Source organism: Mesobacillus zeae (assembly GCF_003570705.1).
GTDB lineage: Bacteria > Bacillota > Bacilli > Bacillales > Cytobacillaceae > Mesobacillus_C > Mesobacillus_C zeae.
This window is the reverse complement of the sequence record NZ_QWVT01000024.1, coordinates 199,660-220,558: the sequence shown is the minus strand read 5'-3', so window position 1 is coordinate 220,558 and position 20,899 is coordinate 199,660. Positions and strand designations below refer to the sequence as shown.

The following is a 20,899-nucleotide window of genomic DNA, read 5'->3' as shown; positions in this document are numbered from 1 at the left end:
GTCCGTTCCCCCTTACTTTTCAGCATATACGTATTTTAGCGCGTGCTCCGCATCAGCGTACGGTGCGTTTTCCGCGTAATCAGTTGCATCATTTACTTCTTCCATCACTCGGTCATTAATCTCTTTTTCCTTGGCATCATCCATGACCCCTGTTTCTTTCAGGTATGCGCCAAATGTAATGATTGGATCTTTTGTTTTCGCCTGTGCCACTTCATCAGGTGCGCGGTAGCTACGGTCATCGTCATCCGATGAATGCGGCGTTAAGCGGTAGGAAACAGCCTCAATCAACGTCGGGCCTTCTCCGCGTCTTCCTCTTTCTGCTGCTTCCTTTACAGCCCTGTAAACTTCTAGAGGGTCATTTCCATCAATTGTTACACCTGGCATACCGTAGCCGACAGCTCGGTCTGAAACATTTTCGCAGGCCAGCTGCTTCTCAATTGGAACAGAAATCGCATATTTATTGTTCTCACACATAAAAATGACTGGAAGCTTATGGACACCTGCAAAGTTGGCTCCTTCGTGGAAGTCGCCCTGGTTGGATGATCCTTCACCGAATGTTGTGAAGGTCACAAGATCTTTGCCGTCCATACGGCCTGCCAGCGCAATGCCGACTGCATGAGGAACCTGGGTTGTAACAGGGGAAGAGCCTGTGACAATCCGATTCTTCTTCTGACCAAAGTGGCCTGGCATTTGCCGGCCGCCGGAGTTCGGATCTTCCGCTTTTGCAAAAGCAGACAGCATCAACTCGCGCGCGGTCATGCCGAATGAAAGGACGACACCCATATCGCGGTAATATGGAAGAACATAATCTTTTTCCTTATCGAGAGCATAAGCTGCTCCAACCTGTGCTGCTTCCTGGCCTTGGCATGAAATGACGAAAGGAATTTTCCCTGCACGGTTCAAGAGCCACATGCGCTCATCAATCCTGCGGGCGCGGAGCATTGTTTCATAAATTTCTAGGACTTGGTCATCACTCAGGCCAAGCTTAGCGTGGCGGTTATCTGCCATTCTTTTTACCTCCCGTTAACATGTTTGGCTTACTTCTGTTATCATCATGAATGGATTGCGAGTCCATCGACTGCCAAGGCAGCTTCCCCGATTGCTTCGGACAGGGTCGGGTGCGGATGGATGGTGTGGGCAATCTCCCAAGGGGTTGCATCAAGCACCTTCGCCAATCCCGCTTCTGAAATCATATCCGTAACATGCGGGCCGATCATATGGACGCCGAGAACATCATTAGTATCCTTATCGGCAATGATTTTGACAAAACCATCTGATTCACCGTAAACAAGCGCTTTTCCGATTGCACGGAACGAAAATTTGCCTGTTTTAACCTCAAAGCCTTTTTCCTTGGCTTCATCTTCAGTGAGGCCTACACTCGCAGCTTCAGGCGAACTGTAGATACACTTCGATACAAGCGTGTAATCCATCGGTAAAACGTCTTTTCCTGCAATATGCTCAACAGCAGAAATCCCTTCGTGTGAGGCAACATGCGCAAGCTGCAAGCCCCCGATGCAGTCGCCAATCGCATAAATGTGGGATTCTTTTGTCTGGAAGTATTCATTTGTTACTATATAGCCTTTTTCTGTTTGAATTTCTGTGTTTTCAATGCCGATTCCTTCTACATTTGCCTGACGTCCTACAGAAACAAGTATTTTCTCAGCTTGGAATTCTTTTTGTTCTCCCTTTACCTCAGCACTTATGGCTGCAACTTCACCCTTTTTAAGGGTTTCCGGGAGCACCTTTGCACCGGTGATGATTTTAACGCCTTTTTTCTTCATAAGGCGCTGCATTTCACGGGAGATTTCCTTATCTTCAGTCGGAATGATTCTGTCTGCGTATTCGATTACTGTGACTTCTGTGCCGAAATCCGACAGCATGGAGGCCCATTCGATTCCAATAACCCCGCCACCGACAATGATGATTGATTTTGGCAGTGCCTCCATCTGTAATGCCTCGTCTGATGTCATCACAAATTCTCCATCAATTTCCAGTCCAGGCAATGATCTTGGCCTTGATCCCGTGGCTAACACGACATTCTTAGGAATGAGCATTTCATTATCGCTTCCATTGTTCATTTCAACAGAGATAGTGCCAGGCATTGGCGAAAAGATGGAAGGTCCCAGTATTCTGCCCAAGCCTTCATAAACATCGATTTTCCCTTGCTTCATTAAATGCTGTACGCCTTTGTGGAGCTGATCGACGATTTTTTCCTTCCGCTGCTGAACCTTGGAAAAATCGAGGCCAACTTCTCCTGTTACAACGCCAAATTCCTCGCCGCGTTTAGCAGTAGCGTATACTTCCGCACTCCTTAAAAGCGCCTTGCTCGGAATGCATCCTTTATGGAGGCAGGTTCCTCCCAGTTTTCCTTTTTCAACGATCGCTGTTTTTAAACCAAGCTGTGAAGCTCGAATGGCTGCAACATATCCCCCTGTGCCGCCGCCAAGGACCACCAAATCATATTCCTGAGCCATGATGCTTCCTCCTCAAATAAATTGCAGATCAGTTTTTCCCAGGGTATATTTTCACTTCTTCTTCCCCACGCAAAACCCGTAAGCTTCCTTCCGCAAGTGCCTGTAATTCATTTTCCCCCGGGTGGACGATGACATCCGCTATCCAGTTCACTCTTTCCGAGATATCGTTAACAAAACCTTTTCCATAAGCTAGGCCGCCTGTAAGGATAATGGCATCCACTTTCCCGAACAGGACAGCACTGGAGGAACTGATTTCTTTAGCGGTCTGGTAAGCCATTGCTGAATAGACAAGACTCGCTTTCTCATCCCCGTTTTCAATCATTTGTTCCACTTGGATTGCATCGTTTGTACCAAGGTAGCCAACAAGGCCTCCCTTGCCGACAAGTTTCTTCATAATTTCATCACGATAATATTCTCCGGAATAACATAGGCCGACAAGGTCGCCTGCTGGTACAGTGCCTGCACGTTCAGGGCTGAAAGGACCATCGCCATGCAGTCCATTGTTTACGTCAACGACTCTTCCCTTCCTGTGGGCCCCAACAGTAATCCCTCCGCCAAGGTGCGCAACAATCAGATTCAGTTCTTCATATTTTTTGCCGAGTTCCTTTGAAACCCTCCGTGCAACAGCCTTTTGGTTTAAAGCGTGGAAAATACTTTTTCTTTCGATCAGGGAAAAGCCTGATATGCGGGCAATCGGCTCAAGCTCATCCACAACAACAGGATCAACGATAAATGCTGGTATATTAAGGCCTGCTGCAATTTCATAGGCCAGTATACCACCAAGGTTGGAAGCATGCTGCCCGGCAAAGCCTGCCTGCAAGTCATCGAGCATGTTTGCGTTGACATCGTATGTTCCGCCTTCTATCGGATGCAAAAGTCCGCCGCGGCCACACACTGCGCTAAGCCTGGATATATTGATGCCTTCTTCATCGAGGGTTTCAAGAATGGTCTTTTTGCGGAACTCGTATTGGTCAATAATTTTTTCATATGAATTGATTGTACCGGCATCGTGCCTGATCGTTTTTTCGAAAACAGAAAATTCGTTGTCAAATACTCCAATCTTGGTAGATGTCGACCCTGGATTGATTACTAAAATCCGATATTCCGTTTGCTGCAAAGGCCCAACCTCCAGTTAATTGTAAAAAACTCCAATATAACTTCTACTTAACTAATCTTCTATTGAAAAAGCAGGGGCGCCGAATAAGTCATTCAGCGCTCCAGATGTAAAAATTAACGTCTGCTTAAAATATGGTGTCCGTTTTGAAGGAACTGGCTGCGAGAATTGTGCATTCTTTCGATACGCTCCTCAACCATACGGTCAGCTGCCTTGTAAGTAGGAATGCCGTCACGCTTGGCAATTTCAATGACTTTCTCAATGTTTGCATAAATTAGCTCCACTTTTTTCAGCGCGCGCTCACGGTTGTATCCATAAAGCTCGTCTGCAACATTGATGACTCCGCCAGCGTTGATAACATAGTCAGGCGCATAGACGATGCCCATTTCATGGATTTGGTCTCCATGAGTTGTTTCTTTCAGCTGGTTGTTAGCTGCACCGGCAATCACTTTTGCTTTGATTTGTGGAATCGTGTCATCATTGATGACCGCACCAAGTGCGCAAGGTGCATAAATATCGCATTCTACGCTGTAGATTTCATTAGGATCGACTGCTTTTGCCCCGAAGTCTTCTACCGCACGCTGCACAGCCTCTTTATTAATGTCAGTAACAATCAGGGACGCTCCTTCTTCATGAAGATGGCGGCAAAGATTGTAAGCAACATTGCCCACACCCTGCACAGCAATTACTTTTCCTTCAAGGGAGTCGGTTCCGAATGCTGCTTTCGCGGCTGCCTTCATTCCGCGATAGACTCCGTATGCAGTAACTGGTGAAGGGTTCCCGGAAGATCCAAATGCAGGGGAAATGCCTGTAACATAATCTGTTTCTTCATGAATTAAATCCATGTCAGCAACAGTTGTCCCAACATCTTCCGCAGTAATGTAACGCCCGTTCAGCCCTTGAATGTACCTTCCGAATGCGCGGAACATCTCCTCATTTTTATCTTTACGCGGGTCTCCGATGATGACCGTTTTGCCGCCGCCAAGGTTTAGTCCTGCTGCAGCGTTTTTGTATGTCATTCCTTTTGCGAGGCGAAGAGCGTCTTCAATAGCTGCTTCTTCGGACGCGTATGTCCACATGCGGGTACCTCCTAGTGCTGGTCCCAGTGTTGTATCATGGATGGCGATGATCGCCTTTAGCCCCGATTGTTTGTCCTGGCAAAATACTACCTGCTCGTAATCATACTTCTCAAGATATTTGAAAATTTCCATGTTTGTTTCCTCCCCAAAATGTTTTTTATTCAGCTGAGCATAGCGCTAGTGCAAGCGAGGTTACTTTGCTTTCGGCAGAATCAGCCCTGGACGTCAGCACGATTGGTGCAGACGCTCCTGCGATGACAGCCCCTACCTTAGCTCCTGCGAAATACATCAGTGATTTGTACAAAATATTTCCTGCTTCAATGTCTGGCACAAGCAGAATATCCGCAGCTCCGGCAACATCGCCCTCAACCCCTTTATGCTCAGCCGCCAAAGCGGATACAGCATTGTCGAGTGCGAGGGGACCGTCAACGATACAGCCTTTAATCTGTCCGCGTCGGTTCATTTGTGTCAAGGCGGCCGCATCAAGAGTCGCCTGCATGGCAGGATTGATTACTTCCACTGCTGCCAGTGGTGCAACTTTTGGATTAGAAATCCCTGCTGCCTTTGCCACACCAACCGTATTTTGGATGATTTGAGCTTTCTGCTGTAGGTCGGGATTAATGTTCATCGCTGCGTCTGTCACGATGATCAGCCGGTCAAAACCGGGAACTTCAAAGACAGCTGCATGTGAGAGGACATTCCCCGTCCTCAAACCATACTCCTTATTCAGAACAGCCTTAAGCAGGGCTGCTGTCGGGATATTCCCTTTCATCAGGACTTCCGCTTCTTTAGACCTGACAGCTTTTACAGCCTCTTCCGCTGCTTTCGCTTTAGTGTCAGTATGGATGATTTTCATCCTGTTTCCCTCAGAAAGCTCCGGATGGTTTTCTTTCAGAATCCTGCTGATCTCACTTTCGTCGCCGTACAGCTGGAACTCTGCCATACCCTTTTCTGCCGCAGATGCTGCTGCTTCCAGCACTTCAGCATCTTCAGCTGCTGCAACAGCAACTTTCTTTTTCCTCATTTGGGTTGCTTTTTCTATGAGTGATTCCAGTTTCATGTAACGTCCCAACCCCTTCTCCTAAAATTGCCGGATACATATACTTAATATTGCAAGAAGCGTGCCAAAGCAAAAGCCTTGTAAACGTTTACTTTATTCGTAAAGTATTCTGCAATAATCTGCATAGCATGCAAATTATTGCATGCTATTTAGTTCAATGTTGTATTTTTCAAGTTTATAGTACAGACTCCTCACCGAAATACCAAGCGATTTGGCAGTCGAAGTTTTATTGCCGTTCAACTTCTGCAGTGTTTTCCTGATAATTTTAGCCTCATGCAGGTCAAGCTGTTCCGAAAGAGGCATACTGCTTTCATGAATTTCAGGCTCTGCAGGATGAAGCTTGCTTTCCACTCCAAGGTCAGGCAAGCGGGATTCTGTAATGGCTGTTTCTGTATAATTCATGAAGATGATGGCCCTGCTTAGGACATTTTCGAGTTCCCTTACATTTCCCGGCCAATCATGCATCATTAATTTTTTTGCAGCATCTGCTGATACTCCCTCTATGTTTCTTCCATAATCCTGATTGATTTTCTGAATAAGCCTTTCACACAGCGAGGGAATATCTTCTTTCCTTCTCCTAAGCGGAGGAATATGGATTGGCATTCGGTTCAGCCGGTAGTATAAATCTTCCCGGAAAGATCCGTTTGCGATCCCTTTTTCAAGGTTTACATTGGTAGCCGCAATCACCCTGACGTTGATTGGTACGGGCTTTGTCCCGCCAACCCGGAGAATTTCATGCTCCTGAAGTACGCGAAGGAGCTTTGCCTGCGTATTTGGCGGGAGCTCACCAATTTCATCGAGAAAAATACTGCCGTTGTTAGCTTCTTCGAAGAAACCCCGTTTCCCGCCTCTTTTGGCGCCTGAAAATGCTCCTTCTTCATACCCAAACAATTCGCTTTCAAGCAGCGACTCAGATATCGCAGCACAGTTAACCCTGATAAATTTGTTGTACTTCCTGTCACTAGCATTATGTATGGCATGGGCAAATAACTCTTTTCCTGTGCCCGATTCGCCCCTGAGAAGGATTGTAGCAGGTGTTTTGGCACCCAGCTTTGCCTGTTCAACAGCAATGGTCATCTCTTCTGATTGTCCAATGATATCCTCGAAGCTGTATTTGGCCTCGAGCGTCCGAATAATTTGCCTGGCGCGGTTCAACTCCCGGTTAAGGCTTTTGATTTCCGACATATCATGTATGATGCCTACGCTACCTTTCAGCTTTCCGTCAACGATAATGGGAGCGACATTGACGATCACTTCTTTCTTGTTGGGACCGACCCTCATTGCAGCTCCGCGGACTGCCCGCCTTGTCTGAAGGACTTTCATATGCATGCTTTCCCCTTCATAAATATCAGTGGTAGCCGGCAGCCCGATCACTTTTTCTTCAGGAAGGCCTGTTATTCTAGTATAAGCCCTGTTGATCAATATTCCCCTGCCATGCTCGTCCACAACGGATACGGCTTCATCACTTGACTGGATGATTGCCTGGAGCAATGTTTGTATTTCGTTTAGGTTGGTGATTTCCTCGGCGAGGTTAACTACTTCAGTAATATCCTTGAACACCGAGAAAGCGCCTATGAGGTGATTGCTTCCGTCAACCATCGGAATACGGGTAGCGATAATTTTGGAACCATCAGCAAGGACAAGCTCCTGGTTCGTTTCTGTCCTGCCTGTAGCTATTACCAGCGGCAGCCTGCTTGCAGGAATTACATCAAGAATATTCCTGCCGATTGCTTCACTTCTTGGAATGCCGATAATCTTTTCGGCTGCCTTGTTAAAAAGGATCACTTCGGAGTCGATGTTGACAACGATCATACCGTCGCCAGTGGAGTTGAATATCAAATCAAGTTTGTAAGTTTCATTTCGCAGTGCCTTGATTAAGGCTTCTTTTTCGCCCATAAGGCTCGCCATTAAAAATGCAACACCGCCGGGTATAATAGCCGTGTCCTGGCCGCGCGCGGCCCTCAACTCCTGAAAGACTTTATCATCACCAGTGACCTCGATAATAAAATCAAAATACTCAGTATTGAAAGTCCGCCAGTCTGCGCCTGTTTGAATTCCGTATTTTTCAGCAAGAGCCAGGCCTGGTGCCTCAGGATCAATATCAATTATGACAGCTACCTTGGCCGTCTCTTTCAACATTTCAAGAATCAGACAGCCGCCTTTGCCGGCACCGATAATCATTATTCTCTGCATGGATTCCCTCCCTGCTATCAGGAAAATTTTTTCACACAAAAATCATGAGGTCTGCAATATTCTTCAGGTTCATTGTATCCGGTTTTGTTTTCCTTGACAAATTTCACGAATGTTTTATCATACTCGTGAAAGTAATATTTTTATTTGAAGGGATAAATTCATGACCAGGATAATCGCACTTGCCATCATGCTTATACCTGGCGCGCTTGCCGCCTATGGAATCAAGCTTATGCGTGACATGGTATTCGGAATTCTTCAGCCGCCGTTTCCACATCTTTTGCTTCAGTTCCTAGCCGGTCTCATCCTTTTTCTCGGGGGCCTCGGTTTTGTGGCCGGCTTTATATTGTATCGTGACCGAAAAAAAAATAAAGTGCAGGCACGTTTTCGTATTCCTTCCGGAAAAGACAGCAAAAGGCCGTGACGGTAGTCCCGGCCTTTTGCTTAATTTTCCTGCATACATGCTTTTCGGATTGCAAGACCCTTCGCTGGGTCATCTGTAATAATTGCTGATGTTCTCAATTTGATGAAACGTTCCATTGCATGTTCGTTATTGACAGTATAAGGCCTTACCTCTATGCCATGCTTCAGGGATAAGCTGATAATCGAATCATGAAGCGTCCGGTGGTGCGGATGGAATCCTTTAGCACGGATAGACTCGGCATAGATCCATGGCATGTATATCCCATCAGTCAGGAGCGGAGCTATTTCAATTTCCGGCGAAAGCCGAAATGCGTGGACAAGACTATAATGATTAAAGGAAGAAAGGATGATCCGGTTCTCAAGCCTGTTCCTCCTGATAAGCGAAATAACTTTCTCTTCCATTCCTTTGTAAGGAAAGACTCCATTTTTCAGCTCGATGTTACATACCATTGAATTGCCCTTTAGCCAATTAAGCACTTCTTCAAGAAACGGAATCTGCTCCTTCTTATGTAACTCTTGAAATTTATAACGTGCATCTAGCTTTCTCAAGTCGCTTGCAGTGTACTCCCGCACATATCCTTTTCCGTCAGTTGTCCTGTCCACTTTCTCATCATGGATTACAACAAGCTCACCATCTTTTGTCATCTGTACATCCAATTCAATTCCGTCTGCTCCCGCCTTTTGGGCTTCCGTAAATGACTTCATCGTGTTCTCTGGAAAAGAAGCCGCAAAGCCCCGATGAGCAAATATCAATGTCATGCAATCACTTCCCGACATAAATTTTTATATTTTCATGTTATACATAAATAAAGTTATCCTTTGTAATCCTATTCCGTTCCTTCTTCCCCCATGCCCTAATCTTACACTTGCAACACTGCTGCCGCACTAATGAATGGTTGAAAAATACCCTTATATAAACAACAATGGGGATTCAGCATTCTTATATAATAGGCTTTTGCACATTTGTTCTTTCAATACTATCATCCATTTTGTAAACCGTCTTTTTAACTCCATAAGTCATCTAACTTCAAGCCTTCCATGCATTTTGACACAGCTTGACGCAATTCCAGCAAAAAAAGTACACATAACACCATTAATCTTTTTCATAAATTACCCTTTATGTTTGGATAGGTACATATTCACATTATTCACACTACGCGACAAAAATTTCTTTTTACAGAAGTCATCTTTTAAAAAAACCACCTTCCTTACATTTGATTGCATTAATCAAATGTAAGAAAGATGGTTTTAATTTCATATAAATTAAGTGCTGTATTTTAAAATGTTTTATCTATGCTGTCCTGGCAGCCCTATCCCCTTCAAGAAGCCTTATGCTCAAGGCGTAGCTTGTCTGCCACCATTGCAATGAATTCGGAACTAGTTGCTTTACAACAGCAAATAGGGAACCTTGAAAGTTGATTTATCAATATCTAATTCGATGATTTTCAGCTAAATGACCAAAAGTTTATAGGCTTACATATTTAATTCATCAGCCTTCTTTAAACTCATTTTACCATCTTCATATACAAATAGGAAGCCACCAATTGGAAAATGTCGGGTACTTTTTGTAACTTCTCCACTTTTCAAACTTCTGCCAACCCAACCATAGGAGCAAACGTTATTTTGAGCTGCATATCTTCCTGCTTCATTGGAGCTTCTAAATCTTCGAACGAACTTTTCAGCGTTTCTGTCATTTGATTGTTTTTCTCGAATGACTTTAACAAGTCTTTTTTCTTCTAATAGTTCAATCGCTGAAACAACAGTTTTATTACTCCCGATTCCTAAATCTTTTTGTACGGTACTAATAGATGGGAAAGCATAACATTTAGTCGTATTATACCGATGGTTTAAATAACTATAAACCATATAAGCAGTTGCTTTTCCTTTTAAAATATAGAACACATTGTTTGAAATTTGAGTAAAGTTACTGTCTAGCTTGTCAATTCTTCTAAATCTAAACTTCATTTTTTCCGCCATAGTTGAATTCCCCCGTTTGTTTTATTTCTCTCACAATGTATTTATATACCGTTCATGAAAAACGTAAATCAAACGGAGAAAAAAGTTGTTATAAGTTATAAAATGAGGAATTTTATTTACTTCTTCAACGGTACTGTCTATCTAAATAAAAAGGGAAGCATTTCTGCTCCCTCTCATTTATATTATAATCCAATTTTATTTACTGCATATGTCGCTTGTTGTGGAGTAAATCCATCAAATTCTAATTGTTCAATCAATCCACTTCTTGAAAATGAAGTCATATCAAGATAATCTTTACCTTTGTTGAAGGCTTGTTCGTTCCAATCAACTGTAAGTTGATCGACTGCAAATGTTGCATCTGCATTACTGAACCCGTCAAACTCTACTTGCTCAATAAGTCCTTTACGAGAAAAAGCAGTCATATCAATATAATCTTGTGCTTTTGAAATTGCATTTTCCTGGGCAAGAGTCAATTGTGGTTTAGCAGCTTCAGCAGCAGCAGCTTCTTCCTCTGCTTTGGCAGCAGCCTCTTCTTCAGCTTTCTTTTTAGCTTCTTCTTCTGCCTTTGCTTTAGCTTCGGCATCTGCTTTAGCCTTTGCTTCTTTTTCAGCTTGTACTTTATCAGCTGCTTCTTTCTCGGCCTTTGCTTCTGCTTCAGCTTTCTCTTGAGCAGTTTGTTCAGGAGCTTTTTTCTTTTCAACTTGTGCCGGTTTAGATGAAGCTTCTGTACTTGCTTTATCGTCATTTCCAGTTGCCATATTTATTAGAATCAACAGACCAAAAATTGATGAAATAATGATTCGAGCTTTCTTAGAAAAATGTCGGTTCTTCCACATTAAAAACAGACCTACTGGAAAGAAAATGATTAAGAATAGAATTGTAGCGAACTTTGACTTCATGCTTGAATTTCCCCCGATTTTTTTTATGAGTTTTTTTATATTTATATAATCGCAGTTTGGTATTCTTTAAATGTCTCAATTGCAACATCAAAAGAATGGTTGCACTCCTGGCATTTAAATCTGCGTTTTTTTGTTTTTCCGAATAGAGATATAAGACCTCCAATAAAGAAAATTAATCCTATCGGCATCATGAATAACAAACCAATAACCGGAATCCATATAACAATACTGAAAGTGATTAATCCACCAACGATTGCTGCAGTTTTTGAACTTCCCAAATCTTTAACTTTATTGCTACCACATTATTTACAATGGATAACTTGCTGTCCATTCATGTTGTATTTTCCCCCTGTTTTTATCTGTTGTCGCAATTAGCGAACAATTTATTATACTTCTTCCAAAAGAAGTAAACTACTTATATTTTAAGGTATTTTTAAATTCTGTTCCACGACGATTGCACCAAACTTGGCCATCATTTTTGTCTTCAAGGACCTTTCCCTTAAAGCAATTAGGACAAAGTATTTCAGTTCTTTTTACCATTTAAAAATCCTCTTTCCGATAAAGTAATTAAAGCCTTTGCAATGTTGTAACTACACCTTCATAACTTTCTTCCAAAGTTGTGTCTGGTGTTTTTTTAGGAAAACTGGAACTAACTAATGCTGGTCCAACTTTTTCAACTGGTCTTACAATAAATTCGGGTTCAGTTTATTCAATGAAAATGCCATTGAGCGTTATAGAAAATTTGACTGCGCTTCGTTGTATTGAAATTTTTCTGCCATGTTAACCTCCAAAAGTTATTATAAAATATTGATTTTATAATATTAACCATATATTATAAAAGGCTTGGAAAGAATAAAGGACAAAAGGTAAAAGGAGCATTGTTATGCCAGTGGGACAGAGTATGAAAGTAGCCTGTTTTAAAAAATTAGAGGATGGCTCTGAGGTATTTGTACGTGAGTTCAATACTCTAGCAGAAGCTTGCAAATGGTCAACTGAAAACAAAATAATGGGAGTCGGATGGGTACATAAAAGTATAAAAGATAATATTTATCCAGAACTACATTATGTTAACTGGCGAAAATACCCAAATGCAAACAAATATCGTTTTGAAAAAATATGTGACTACAGATAGTGAGGCTATTTTTAAAAAGGAGATTAATTAATGGGAGTAGGTTTTCCGGTAATCTGTTATAAAAAATTAGTAGATGGTTCAGAGGTTCAAATTGGTTTATTTAGAAGTAATACCGAAGCTAAAAATTGGGCTATTTCAAACGGAATTATGAGTCAACATAGTGCCCAAAAAAGCTTACTAATAAATGATTACTCTGAAACTTTTAATACAAGGAAATACCCTAATGCGAGTCAATACCGATTTAAATATGCTGATAAGAAAAAGTATCCAGAAGAATTATTCATTGTAAAAAATCCGCCTAGACCTGAACGACCTGAACGAAAACCGAGGATTGTGCTGTACCAGAAACAAAATAATGGAGAAGAAAAAATCGTTGCAAAGTTTTGTACGGCTCAAGAAGCTTATACATATGCTGCTATTAATCGAATAATGAGTGTAGGTTGGGTAGGAAAAACCGTAAAAGAAAATATTTATCCAACATTTAAACATAAAAATATTTATCCTAATGCGAAGGATTATCGTTTTGCTCATATAGACCCATATGATAAGGGATAATAAATTATATTATCCCTTATATTTCTATTCAATCTGGATCACCCTGGAGCTTCTGAGAGCTATTCTAGTTAATGACTAATAAGGTAACTCTTCATCGTCGTCTTGCTCTTTTCTTTTAGCGATTCCCACCATTATTTCTTGATACTCAGCAAATTCATCTGAACGCTTGTAATCAGTATGGTCAACAATGTTCTCAAGGGATTTATATGCATATCCTTTAATCTTGGCTTCAGGAATATTTTTGTATCGGCTACTTTCAATTGTTTCATTCACAAATTTTTCAATTAAAGTGTTCCATTGCTTTATAGAATATCTTCCAACAGAAAATTGAGTATAGAATTCATTAGCAGCATTAATCATTAAAGACTTAAATTGATTTGGTCCTAATGATTTGGTAATTGTTTCTTGATAATTATCAATATTTTCTTTGTTATCTTTATTTTGTTCTTTTTTATTTTTCTTTTTAATAGTTGAACCCTTTTGTACAGGCTTGCGTGTATCTTTGGTCAACGGTAGGATTGACCTTTTGTCAAGGCTAGGAGTTTCCTCAGACTGCATTGGGATAGAATTTGCAGAGGTGTCCAGGTCTTCCCTTTTGTCAGAGCTAGGAAGTAACTCATTAACAATCTTGTCAGTTATGTGGAAGTATTTCTTAGATGGGACTCCCATAACTCTTTTATTGCTTTCATTTGCTGCTTATATGTAAGAGCTGTTTCTTCTTGTATTGTTTCGCTTGTTAAAAAGAAGTATTCATTGTTGTCTCTAATCGTTAACATGCCTTTACTTCCAAAACTCTCATAACTTGAACATAACTGACCAAAGATGATCGCTCCATTAACTGACACCTTATGAGCCAGTTCTTTGTTGTACATCACGAAACCTTTTCCACTTAGAATTGATATTAACTTCATTTTCTTTCTCCTTTTGACACAGAAGAGAAGATTTGCTACAATGTTATATGTAGAAGTTTAATCTTCTGCATTTGGTTTTATTAAGAGAGTGGAAAGGGTCTCAAGCTTAACCACTCTCTTTTATTTTATTATAATACCGAACATAAGTTCTGTACATATTAGCAGGAGTTTAAATTCTCCACTTCGACAATGGACTGTGATTCTGATACTTCTTCGCAATTTCCTCTCTCGTTAAGTCTAAGTATGCTTTTTCAGTCACAGTTACAGAGCTATGACCTAAAATCCTGCTCAATGTATAAAGGTCTCCTCCATTCATTAGATACTGCCTTGCAAAGTTGTTTCTTAATTGATGTGGATGGACAGCTAAATTAATTCGAGCTCCAGCTTGCTTTAACTGCTTTTCGAATGATTGAACAGCCATTTCAGAGTTCCTTGTAGTTGGAAAGAGTAAATTTGAAGATGAATACCTTTCTTTAAATTTGATGTAGTGCCTTAGTTCTCTTGACATTTGCTGACTAAAGTACACGTATCTTTCTTTTCTTCCTTTTGTACGGGTCACAAGAATCATACGATGCTTAAAATCGATATTATCTTCTTCTAAAGCCAAACATTCACCAATCCTCATGCCTGTGTCTTGCAGCAGCATTACGATCACTTTGTTTCGGTACCCATGAAATTTCGTATAATCAAACTCCTCTAACAATGCTCTAAACTCCGATTCAGTAATCTCTGTCTTTTGTCTCCGTTCTGTTTTAATCTGCTCAATCTTATCAACCGGATTCTTCCTTATCTCATTTTCACTGTGCAGCCAATTAAAGAACACTTTGATGTTTCGAATGTAGTTATTGATTGTAACACTGCTGACCGTCTTCTTAAAGTCCGTTCTGTTCTGAGGATGATTTATCTTCCGGCTCTTTTCGCTTCCAACTACGGTGTACTTGCCGCGCTCTTGAACGTACTTGACATACTGCCTTATATGTCCAGCTCTAACATCATTTGGGTCCTCAATTTCATGTACATCTTTCAAATACAAAATGAACAGCTTTAATGATTGTTCGTAAGACGAGGTAGTCTTTTTGGATAAATTCTTTGTCTGACAGTAGACAATAAAGTCTTCCAAGTAAAATTCGAGCTCAGTAAGCTTCAATTTCTTCCCCTCCAAAGCAAAATAAAAAGACCAATGAATTAAATAATTCACGGGTCATTTGCTAAAAAGTTTATCGGTTTAGAAATTGATTTTCAGTATAAGTATTAAGAATTCGTTGGCTTAGCACATGCCACAAACCCTTGATATTATTCTTTTCAAGATGCCTTATGCTCCAGACGAAGCTTATCAGCAACCATTGCGATAAATTCGGAATTTGTGGGTTTTGCTTTTGTCATTGAAACGGTATATCCAAACAAAGAGGAAATGGAATCGATGTTTCCCCGGCTCCAAGCAACCTCAATCGCATGCCTGATTGCACGCTCCACACGGCTTGCGGTTGTATTAAATTTTTTTGCAATATCAGGATAAAGAACTTTTGTGATCGAACCCAGAAGCTCTATGTCGGAATACACCATCGAAATTGCTTCACGGAGATACTGATACCCTTTAATATGGGCAGGAACGCCGATTTCATGGATAATGCTCGTAATACTTGCATCAAGATTCTTTGGCTTTTGGTCCAATGATGATGATCGGTATCCTGGCGAAAGCGGTTTCCTGGCAGACATTTTTGCTTTACCGCTTACCTGGCGGATATGGCTGCCGAGATTATCCATGTCAAATGGTTTCAGAATAAAATAAGATGCGCCGAGTTCAACAGCCTTTTTTGTAACATCCTCCTGGCCAAAAGCTGTGAGCATAATAACATTGGGAATCGCCCCGCGTCCAGGCTCCCTCAGCTTTTCCAGAACAGCAAGCCCATCAAGATGGGGCATGATTATATCTAAAAGCAAGACATCCGGTTGTGCTTCCTGCAGCATTTCAAGACAGTCCTGGCCATTGTGCGCAATGCCTGCAACCTCCATGTCTTACTGTGATGATATATATTCCTCAAGCAGTCCCACCAATTCCCTGTTATCGTCAACGATGCATACTTTTATTTGATTCACTTATTTGTTCCTCCTCATCCCGTTTTCCTCGTATTTCTTGTCACTTTCTATTCTAAATGACAAATTCGACAATGCAACAGAAAATCCTTTTATATTTTAATTTTTCTTAAAAATAGCACAAAATCTCTATTTTGCTTTAATTATCTCTTTAATTCGACTAATTTTGCAATTTGACAAAATCCCACAAAGGAATTTGTCGAAAAAACTTCATTCGAGCTGCACGCCTGAATTTGTTGGAATTGAAGACCGGTTTATGTATCTCTGTGGCGATGATGGACCAAAAACAAAACCAGCAGCAAAAGGCTGCCGGCTTGTTCTTAATAGAGTTTTTCCACGTTTCATCTTTCCAATTTCCCCACATGCTGAGCAGCCTTCTTGATGGGATTGTCTCGTTTAACTCGCCTGCTGTTTAGGTTTTTCATAAATGTTTATTTCTGCTTCATTCAGCATCCATTCAATATGGACACCATAGCCGCTGGTTGGGTCATTAACAAAAACATGAGTCACTGCCCCGATTAATTTCCCGTTCTGAATGATTGGACTTCCGCTCATTCCCTGTACGATTCCCCCTGTTTTTTCAAGAAGTTTAGGGTCCGTTACCTTAATGACCATTCCTTTTGTTGCCGGAAATTTCTGAGGAATCGTGCTGACGATTTGAATATCAAACAGTTTTACTTCATCGTTGTCGACTACCGTAAGAATCTTTGCCGGCCCCTCTTTCACCTGATGAGATAAGGCAATTGGCATAGGTTTGTCATAAATGCCATTCTCCATATTCCTGTTCAGTGCGCCAAAAATGCCAAATGGACTGTTACGTTTAATATTTCCAATGACTTCCCTGTCAGAAGAAAAACGGGCAAGCTTTTCTCCTGGATTTCCATTGGCCCCTTTTTCAATTGAAGTGACTGTTGACCGGACAATTTGTCCATCTTCAACTACGATCGGCTTTTTTGTGTCCATATCTGAAATGACATGCCCCAGGGCCCCGTATTTTTTCGATTGAGGGTGGAAAAATGTCATCGTACCAATTCCTGCTGCTGAGTCTCTTATATATAACCCAAGCTTATAGGTGCTGTCTTGCTTGTCTTTTTTCGGCTGCAGCTTTGTGTTGAACTTTCCGCTTTCCCGTTTTATGACAATATCCATCGGCTTTCCGCCTTCTCCAGCTTGTTGAACAAACGGTGCTACATCCGCCATTTTATCAATTTGTGTCCCGTTAATTTCCGTAATGATGTCACCGACCTTGATTCCTGCGGTTTCTCCCGGTGAAACCTTTCCTTCCGATGCATCCACCTGGTGATGCCCTACCACCAGTACACCGACTGTATTCAGTTTTACACCAATCGACTGCCCTCCCGGTACTACTTTAAAGTCTTTAAGCACATTAACGTCTACTTTCTTAATTGGAAAGCCTGCGAGGTCAAGTACCATTTCATCATTACCTTGCCACTTTCCTTCAAGCTTCATGGCATGCCTTGCCTGGGCTATTTTAACGTTGCCTTCCCCGCCGTTTATTCCGGCATTGGCAGCGACGCTGTTTTCTAATTCAAGTTTCTGTCCTTCAAACAATGTAATATTCTTGGGAATTGCAAGGTACTCCTGCATCGGTCCGCAGAATCCCGCTAAAATTAATGAAACAAGGAGAATTCCACCAATCAAACGTCTGAGAAATTCCAATTTCAATCTTTTCACTCTCCTCGCTTCTAGTCCACACACACATTTAAAAATGGCTACAACTATAATTTTGCCTTGATGAAAGCCATTTATAACCCGTATAAAAATAAAAAAGCTACCCAAGTAGGATAGCTTTTCAAGTTTCGGTTTTGATGGCCTGAGCAAGCTGGAGAAGCTCTTCTGCGTGCTGCTTTGTCAAGTCGGTAATTTCGACGCCAGAAATCATGCGCCCAATTTCTTTTATTTTTTCGTTATCGGAAAGAGGGGCAACCGAAGTTTTTGTACGGCCGTTCTTAATTTTCTTGGCGATATACAAATGCATATCAGCCATTGCGGCAACCTGCGGCAAATGGGAAATGCATAGCACTTGTGAACTAGCAGCTACTTTAAAGATTTTTTCGGCAATCGCCTGTGCCACCCTGCCGCTTACACCCGTGTCCACTTCATCAAAAATAATGGACGTAACACCCTGATGCCTTGAGAAAATGCTTTTTAAGGCAAGCATGATCCTTGAAAGTTCACCACCTGAAGCAATCCTCGAAAGCGGTTTTAGCGGCTCGCCAGGATTGGTTGACAGATAAAATTCAACATGATCTATCCCGTTTCTTTGGAAAACATCTTCCTCGGCTGCAAACCTGACTTCAAACACGGTTTTCTCCATATAAAGTTCCTTGAGTTCCCGGTGAATCAGGCCAGTAAGTTTTTTGGCCCATTTTCTCCTGGCTTTCCCAAGATTACCCGCCTCCACTTTCAAATCTTTCTTCAGTGAAGCAAGCTCCCGTTCAATATGCTCAATATGAACTTCTTTATTTTGGATGGTTTCAATCTCTTCTTCGATAGCGGAAAAATATTCCAATATTTCTTCAATCGTCCGCCCATATTTGCGCTTCAATTGGTTGATTTCGTTCAAGCGGGTTTCAATCTCATTCAGACGTTCAGGATTGTACTCAAGATGATCAAGCTCGTTTCGAAGCGAACTTGCAGAATCCTCGAGCTGGTAGAAACAATTCGATACAACCTCATGCAGCTCTTTATACGCAGGATCAAGCTCCGCGGCACTTTCTAGGCTGTCCATAACCATTCCTATCCAGTCAAGGCCCCTTTGGTCTCCCTGCAAGGCATTATAGCTTGTTTGAATGGAGTCAAACACTCGTTCAAAATTATTCAGTTTGCGTTTTTCCTCTGCAAGCTCTTCATCTTCCCCAATTTGAAGCTCGGCTGTCTGGATTTCTTCAAACTGGAACTGAATCAAATCAAGCCTATGCGCCATTTGCTGCTCATTCTCGCTAAGGCCCTTTAATTTTTTCAGCGTCTGTTCATACGACCTGTACACTCTTTGATACTCATCAAGCGCAGGAATGATTTCAACGGAGCCAAATTGATCAAGCAGGTTGATATGCCTCGATTCATCCATCAGCTCCTGGTGCTCATGCTGACCATGAATATCTATTAAAGTGGAACCGATTTCCCTGAGCACGGCAATGGTGACCAATTTGCCATTTACCCGGCAGACGCTTTTTCCGTTTTTTGAGATATCCCGACGAAGCACAACCATGCCATCCTCAATTTCTATCCCAAAGGCTTTTGCCTTCGCATAGCAAGGATGCTTGCTGCCTTCCAAGAAAAACAGACCTTCTATTTCGGCCTTTTCCTCTCCATGACGCACAAACTCCGCAGAGCCACGCCCGCCAACAAGAAGATGAACCGCATCGATAATAATCGATTTTCCGGCTCCTGTTTCCCCAGTCAGTACAGTCAGGCCCTTTTGAAAAGATACAGATAAGGCTTCAATAATGGCGAAATTCCTGATGGATAATTCACTAAGCAATAACCGTCACCTCTTTTACAGCATTTCAAGAAAACGGGCCGATATCGTTTGGGTATCTTGGTCATTACGGCAAATAATGAGGATGGTATCGTCCCCACAAATCGTTCCAAGGATTTCTTCCCAGTCAAGATTATCAATCAATGCTCCGATTGCATTCGCATTCCCCGGCATAGTTTTAATCACGAGCAAATGTCCTGCATGGTCCAGCCGGACAAAAGCGTCCATTAAAGCCCTCTTTAGCTTCTGGAGAGGATTAAACCGCTGGTCGGCAGGAAGGCTGTATTTATATCTTCCATCAATCAAGGGAACCTTTACAAGATGAAGTTCCTTGATGTCTCTAGAAACAGTTGCCTGCGTCACATTGAACCCGGAGCTTTTCAGCCTTTCGACAAGTTCATCCTGTGTCTCTATATCATTATTTGTAATTAGTTCGCGAATTTTTATATGGCGTTGTCCTTTATTCACTTATATCACCCCTGTAAACAATCAAAACATTTTCCAAATGTCTGTCTCCCTTCATATGTTAGCCGATTTTATTCCATTGTACAATCTCAAGGAGCCATTCTCCTAGCAGCTTTCTTTATTACCGACAAAATTCCGACAATTTCAGCAAAACATAAGATGAAAAAAGAACAGGCAATGCCTATTCTCCATCCATGGATTTCGATTTTAATACACTGTGGGCTTCAGCAACGACCTCTGCCGGGCTTGATGATATAAGCAGTTTCCCCTCATCATCAGTGCCGTTCCAAATCAGATGCAGCAGGAATTCAATATTACCGTCCCCTCCTGTAATTGGAGAGAAGGAAAGATTCTTCACATCAAAACCAAGCCCGATCACTAAATCAATGATTTTCGCCACTACCGCCTCGTGTACTTTTCGATCTCTAACGATACCCTTCTTGCCAACTTGATCCCGGCCGGCCTCAAATTGGGGTTTCACCAATGCGACTACTTCGCTGCCTGGGACAAGCAAGGTCTTTAAAACAGGAAAAATAAGTTTCAAAGAAATAAAAGAAACATCAATAGTGGCAAAGTCTGGCATACCTTTCGCCAAGTCAGCAGGTGTGACATAGCGGAAGTTCGTTCTTTCCATCACCGTCACCCTGTCATCCTGTCTTAGCTTCCACGCTAGCTGGTTATAGCCTACATCAAGAGCATATGACGTTTTAGCACCATGCTGGAGCGCGCAATCCGTAAACCCTCCGGTGGAAGCTCCGATATCCAGCATTGTTTTTCCATTCACATCAATCCCAAAAGCGTTCAGGGCTTTTTCTAGCTTCAACCCTCCCCTGCTCACATAAGGCATTGCGTTGCCTTTAATAGTGAGAGGGATATCTGCGTTCACTTTTTCACCAGGCTTGTCCAGCCTCTCTTCATTTGTATATACAAGGCCCGCCATAACGGACCTTTTTGCTTTTTCCCTTGTCTCTGCAAGGCCCCGTTCCACTAGAAGAACGTCAAGTCTCTCTTTTCTTGTTTTCAT

Annotated in this window: 19 protein-coding genes and 2 pseudogenes; 3 read left to right on the top strand and 18 right to left on the bottom strand. The window is 41.9% G+C overall.

The window, feature by feature from the left end; all coding sequences use genetic code 11:
• Positions 1 to 12: 12 nt before the first annotated feature.
• The 6 genes from D1970_RS15180 to D1970_RS15155 all read right to left on the bottom strand — a co-directional run bounded on the left by D1970_RS15180 (position 13) and on the right by D1970_RS15155 (position 7,920).
• The gene (locus D1970_RS15180; RefSeq protein WP_119113710.1) at positions 13 to 1,008 is read right to left on the bottom strand and encodes a thiamine pyrophosphate-dependent dehydrogenase E1 component subunit alpha; all 996 of its coding nucleotides are present in this window, start codon (positions 1,006 to 1,008) and stop codon (positions 13 to 15) included.
• 44 nt (positions 1,009 to 1,052) lie between these two features.
• Positions 1,053 to 2,474, bottom strand: a complete 1,422-nt coding sequence (gene lpdA, locus D1970_RS15175) for a dihydrolipoyl dehydrogenase (protein WP_119113709.1) — start codon at positions 2,472 to 2,474, stop codon at positions 1,053 to 1,055.
• A gap of 28 nt (positions 2,475 to 2,502) precedes the next feature.
• Positions 2,503 to 3,591, bottom strand: coding sequence for a butyrate kinase (gene buk, locus D1970_RS15170; protein ID WP_119113708.1), 1,089 nt, complete (start codon positions 3,589 to 3,591; stop codon positions 2,503 to 2,505).
• Positions 3,592 to 3,704: 113 nt separating this feature from the next.
• Positions 3,705 to 4,799 (bottom strand): branched-chain amino acid dehydrogenase, encoded by a 1,095-nt coding sequence (gene bcd / locus D1970_RS15165; RefSeq protein WP_119113707.1) that lies wholly within the window; start codon positions 4,797 to 4,799, stop codon positions 3,705 to 3,707.
• A 25-nt stretch (positions 4,800 to 4,824) separates the two neighbouring features.
• Positions 4,825 to 5,727, bottom strand: a complete 903-nt coding sequence (yqiS, locus tag D1970_RS15160) for a phosphate butyryltransferase (protein WP_119113706.1) — start codon at positions 5,725 to 5,727, stop codon at positions 4,825 to 4,827.
• A 135-nt stretch (positions 5,728 to 5,862) separates the two neighbouring features.
• Positions 5,863 to 7,920 (bottom strand): sigma-54 interaction domain-containing protein, encoded by a 2,058-nt coding sequence (locus D1970_RS15155; RefSeq protein ID WP_119113705.1) that lies wholly within the window; start codon positions 7,918 to 7,920, stop codon positions 5,863 to 5,865.
• 160 nt (positions 7,921 to 8,080) lie between these two features.
• Here D1970_RS15155 and D1970_RS15150 point away from each other — a divergent pair, with 160 nt between their 5' ends.
• The gene (locus D1970_RS15150; protein WP_119113704.1) at positions 8,081 to 8,341 is read left to right on the top strand and encodes a DUF2627 domain-containing protein; all 261 of its coding nucleotides are present in this window, start codon (positions 8,081 to 8,083) and stop codon (positions 8,339 to 8,341) included.
• A gap of 20 nt (positions 8,342 to 8,361) precedes the next feature.
• On the opposite strand, the gene D1970_RS15145 is transcribed toward D1970_RS15150, so the two are convergent.
• The 4 genes and pseudogenes from D1970_RS15145 to D1970_RS15130 form a co-directional block, all read right to left on the bottom strand.
• Entirely contained in the window at positions 8,362 to 9,099 is a 738-nt protein-coding gene (locus tag D1970_RS15145; protein WP_119113703.1) for a glycerophosphodiester phosphodiesterase, read from the bottom strand.
• A 560-nt stretch (positions 9,100 to 9,659) separates the two neighbouring features.
• Positions 9,660 to 9,728, bottom strand: a pseudogene (locus tag D1970_RS15140) (sporulation initiation factor Spo0A C-terminal domain-containing protein); the annotation flags it as partial.
• 85 nt (positions 9,729 to 9,813) lie between these two features.
• Positions 9,814 to 10,317: a helix-turn-helix domain-containing protein gene (locus D1970_RS15135; protein WP_119113702.1), complete on the bottom strand. Its 504-nt coding sequence runs from the start codon at positions 10,315 to 10,317 to the stop codon at positions 9,814 to 9,816.
• A 182-nt stretch (positions 10,318 to 10,499) separates the two neighbouring features.
• Positions 10,500 to 11,216: an Ltp family lipoprotein gene (locus tag D1970_RS15130; protein WP_119113701.1), complete on the bottom strand. Its 717-nt coding sequence runs from the start codon at positions 11,214 to 11,216 to the stop codon at positions 10,500 to 10,502.
• Between the two features lie 883 nt (positions 11,217 to 12,099).
• Here D1970_RS15130 and D1970_RS15125 point away from each other — a divergent pair.
• Both D1970_RS15125 and D1970_RS15120 read left to right on the top strand, forming a co-directional pair.
• Positions 12,100 to 12,348, top strand: coding sequence for a hypothetical protein (locus D1970_RS15125; protein ID WP_119113700.1), 249 nt, complete (start codon positions 12,100 to 12,102; stop codon positions 12,346 to 12,348).
• A 30-nt stretch (positions 12,349 to 12,378) separates the two neighbouring features.
• Positions 12,379 to 12,903: a hypothetical protein gene (locus tag D1970_RS15120; protein ID WP_119113699.1), complete on the top strand. Its 525-nt coding sequence runs from the start codon at positions 12,379 to 12,381 to the stop codon at positions 12,901 to 12,903.
• A gap of 75 nt (positions 12,904 to 12,978) precedes the next feature.
• Here the strand turns inward: D1970_RS15120 and D1970_RS23070 are convergent, their stop codons facing one another.
• From D1970_RS23070 to D1970_RS15080, 8 genes and pseudogenes are all read right to left on the bottom strand, one after another.
• Positions 12,979 to 13,413 (bottom strand): hypothetical protein, encoded by a 435-nt coding sequence (locus tag D1970_RS23070; protein WP_246369982.1) that lies wholly within the window; start codon positions 13,411 to 13,413, stop codon positions 12,979 to 12,981.
• A gap of 125 nt (positions 13,414 to 13,538) precedes the next feature.
• Positions 13,539 to 13,814, bottom strand: coding sequence for a hypothetical protein (locus D1970_RS23065; protein ID WP_246369980.1), 276 nt, complete (start codon positions 13,812 to 13,814; stop codon positions 13,539 to 13,541).
• Between the two features lie 169 nt (positions 13,815 to 13,983).
• Entirely contained in the window at positions 13,984 to 14,961 is a 978-nt protein-coding gene (locus D1970_RS15110) for a tyrosine-type recombinase/integrase (protein ID WP_119113698.1), read from the bottom strand.
• Between the two features lie 155 nt (positions 14,962 to 15,116).
• A pseudogene (spo0A, locus tag D1970_RS15105) lies at positions 15,117 to 15,911 on the bottom strand (sporulation transcription factor Spo0A).
• A gap of 393 nt (positions 15,912 to 16,304) precedes the next feature.
• Positions 16,305 to 17,603: a SpoIVB peptidase gene (spoIVB, locus tag D1970_RS15095; RefSeq protein WP_374978557.1), complete on the bottom strand. Its 1,299-nt coding sequence runs from the start codon at positions 17,601 to 17,603 to the stop codon at positions 16,305 to 16,307.
• Between the two features lie 118 nt (positions 17,604 to 17,721).
• Positions 17,722 to 19,413 (bottom strand): DNA repair protein RecN, encoded by a 1,692-nt coding sequence (recN, locus tag D1970_RS15090; RefSeq protein ID WP_119113695.1) that lies wholly within the window; start codon positions 19,411 to 19,413, stop codon positions 17,722 to 17,724.
• Between the two features lie 15 nt (positions 19,414 to 19,428).
• Positions 19,429 to 19,878, bottom strand: coding sequence for a transcriptional regulator AhrC/ArgR (gene ahrC / locus D1970_RS15085; protein ID WP_119113694.1), 450 nt, complete (start codon positions 19,876 to 19,878; stop codon positions 19,429 to 19,431).
• Between the two features lie 178 nt (positions 19,879 to 20,056).
• Positions 20,057 to 20,899, bottom strand: a complete 843-nt coding sequence (locus D1970_RS15080) for a TlyA family RNA methyltransferase (RefSeq protein WP_119113693.1) — start codon at positions 20,897 to 20,899, stop codon at positions 20,057 to 20,059.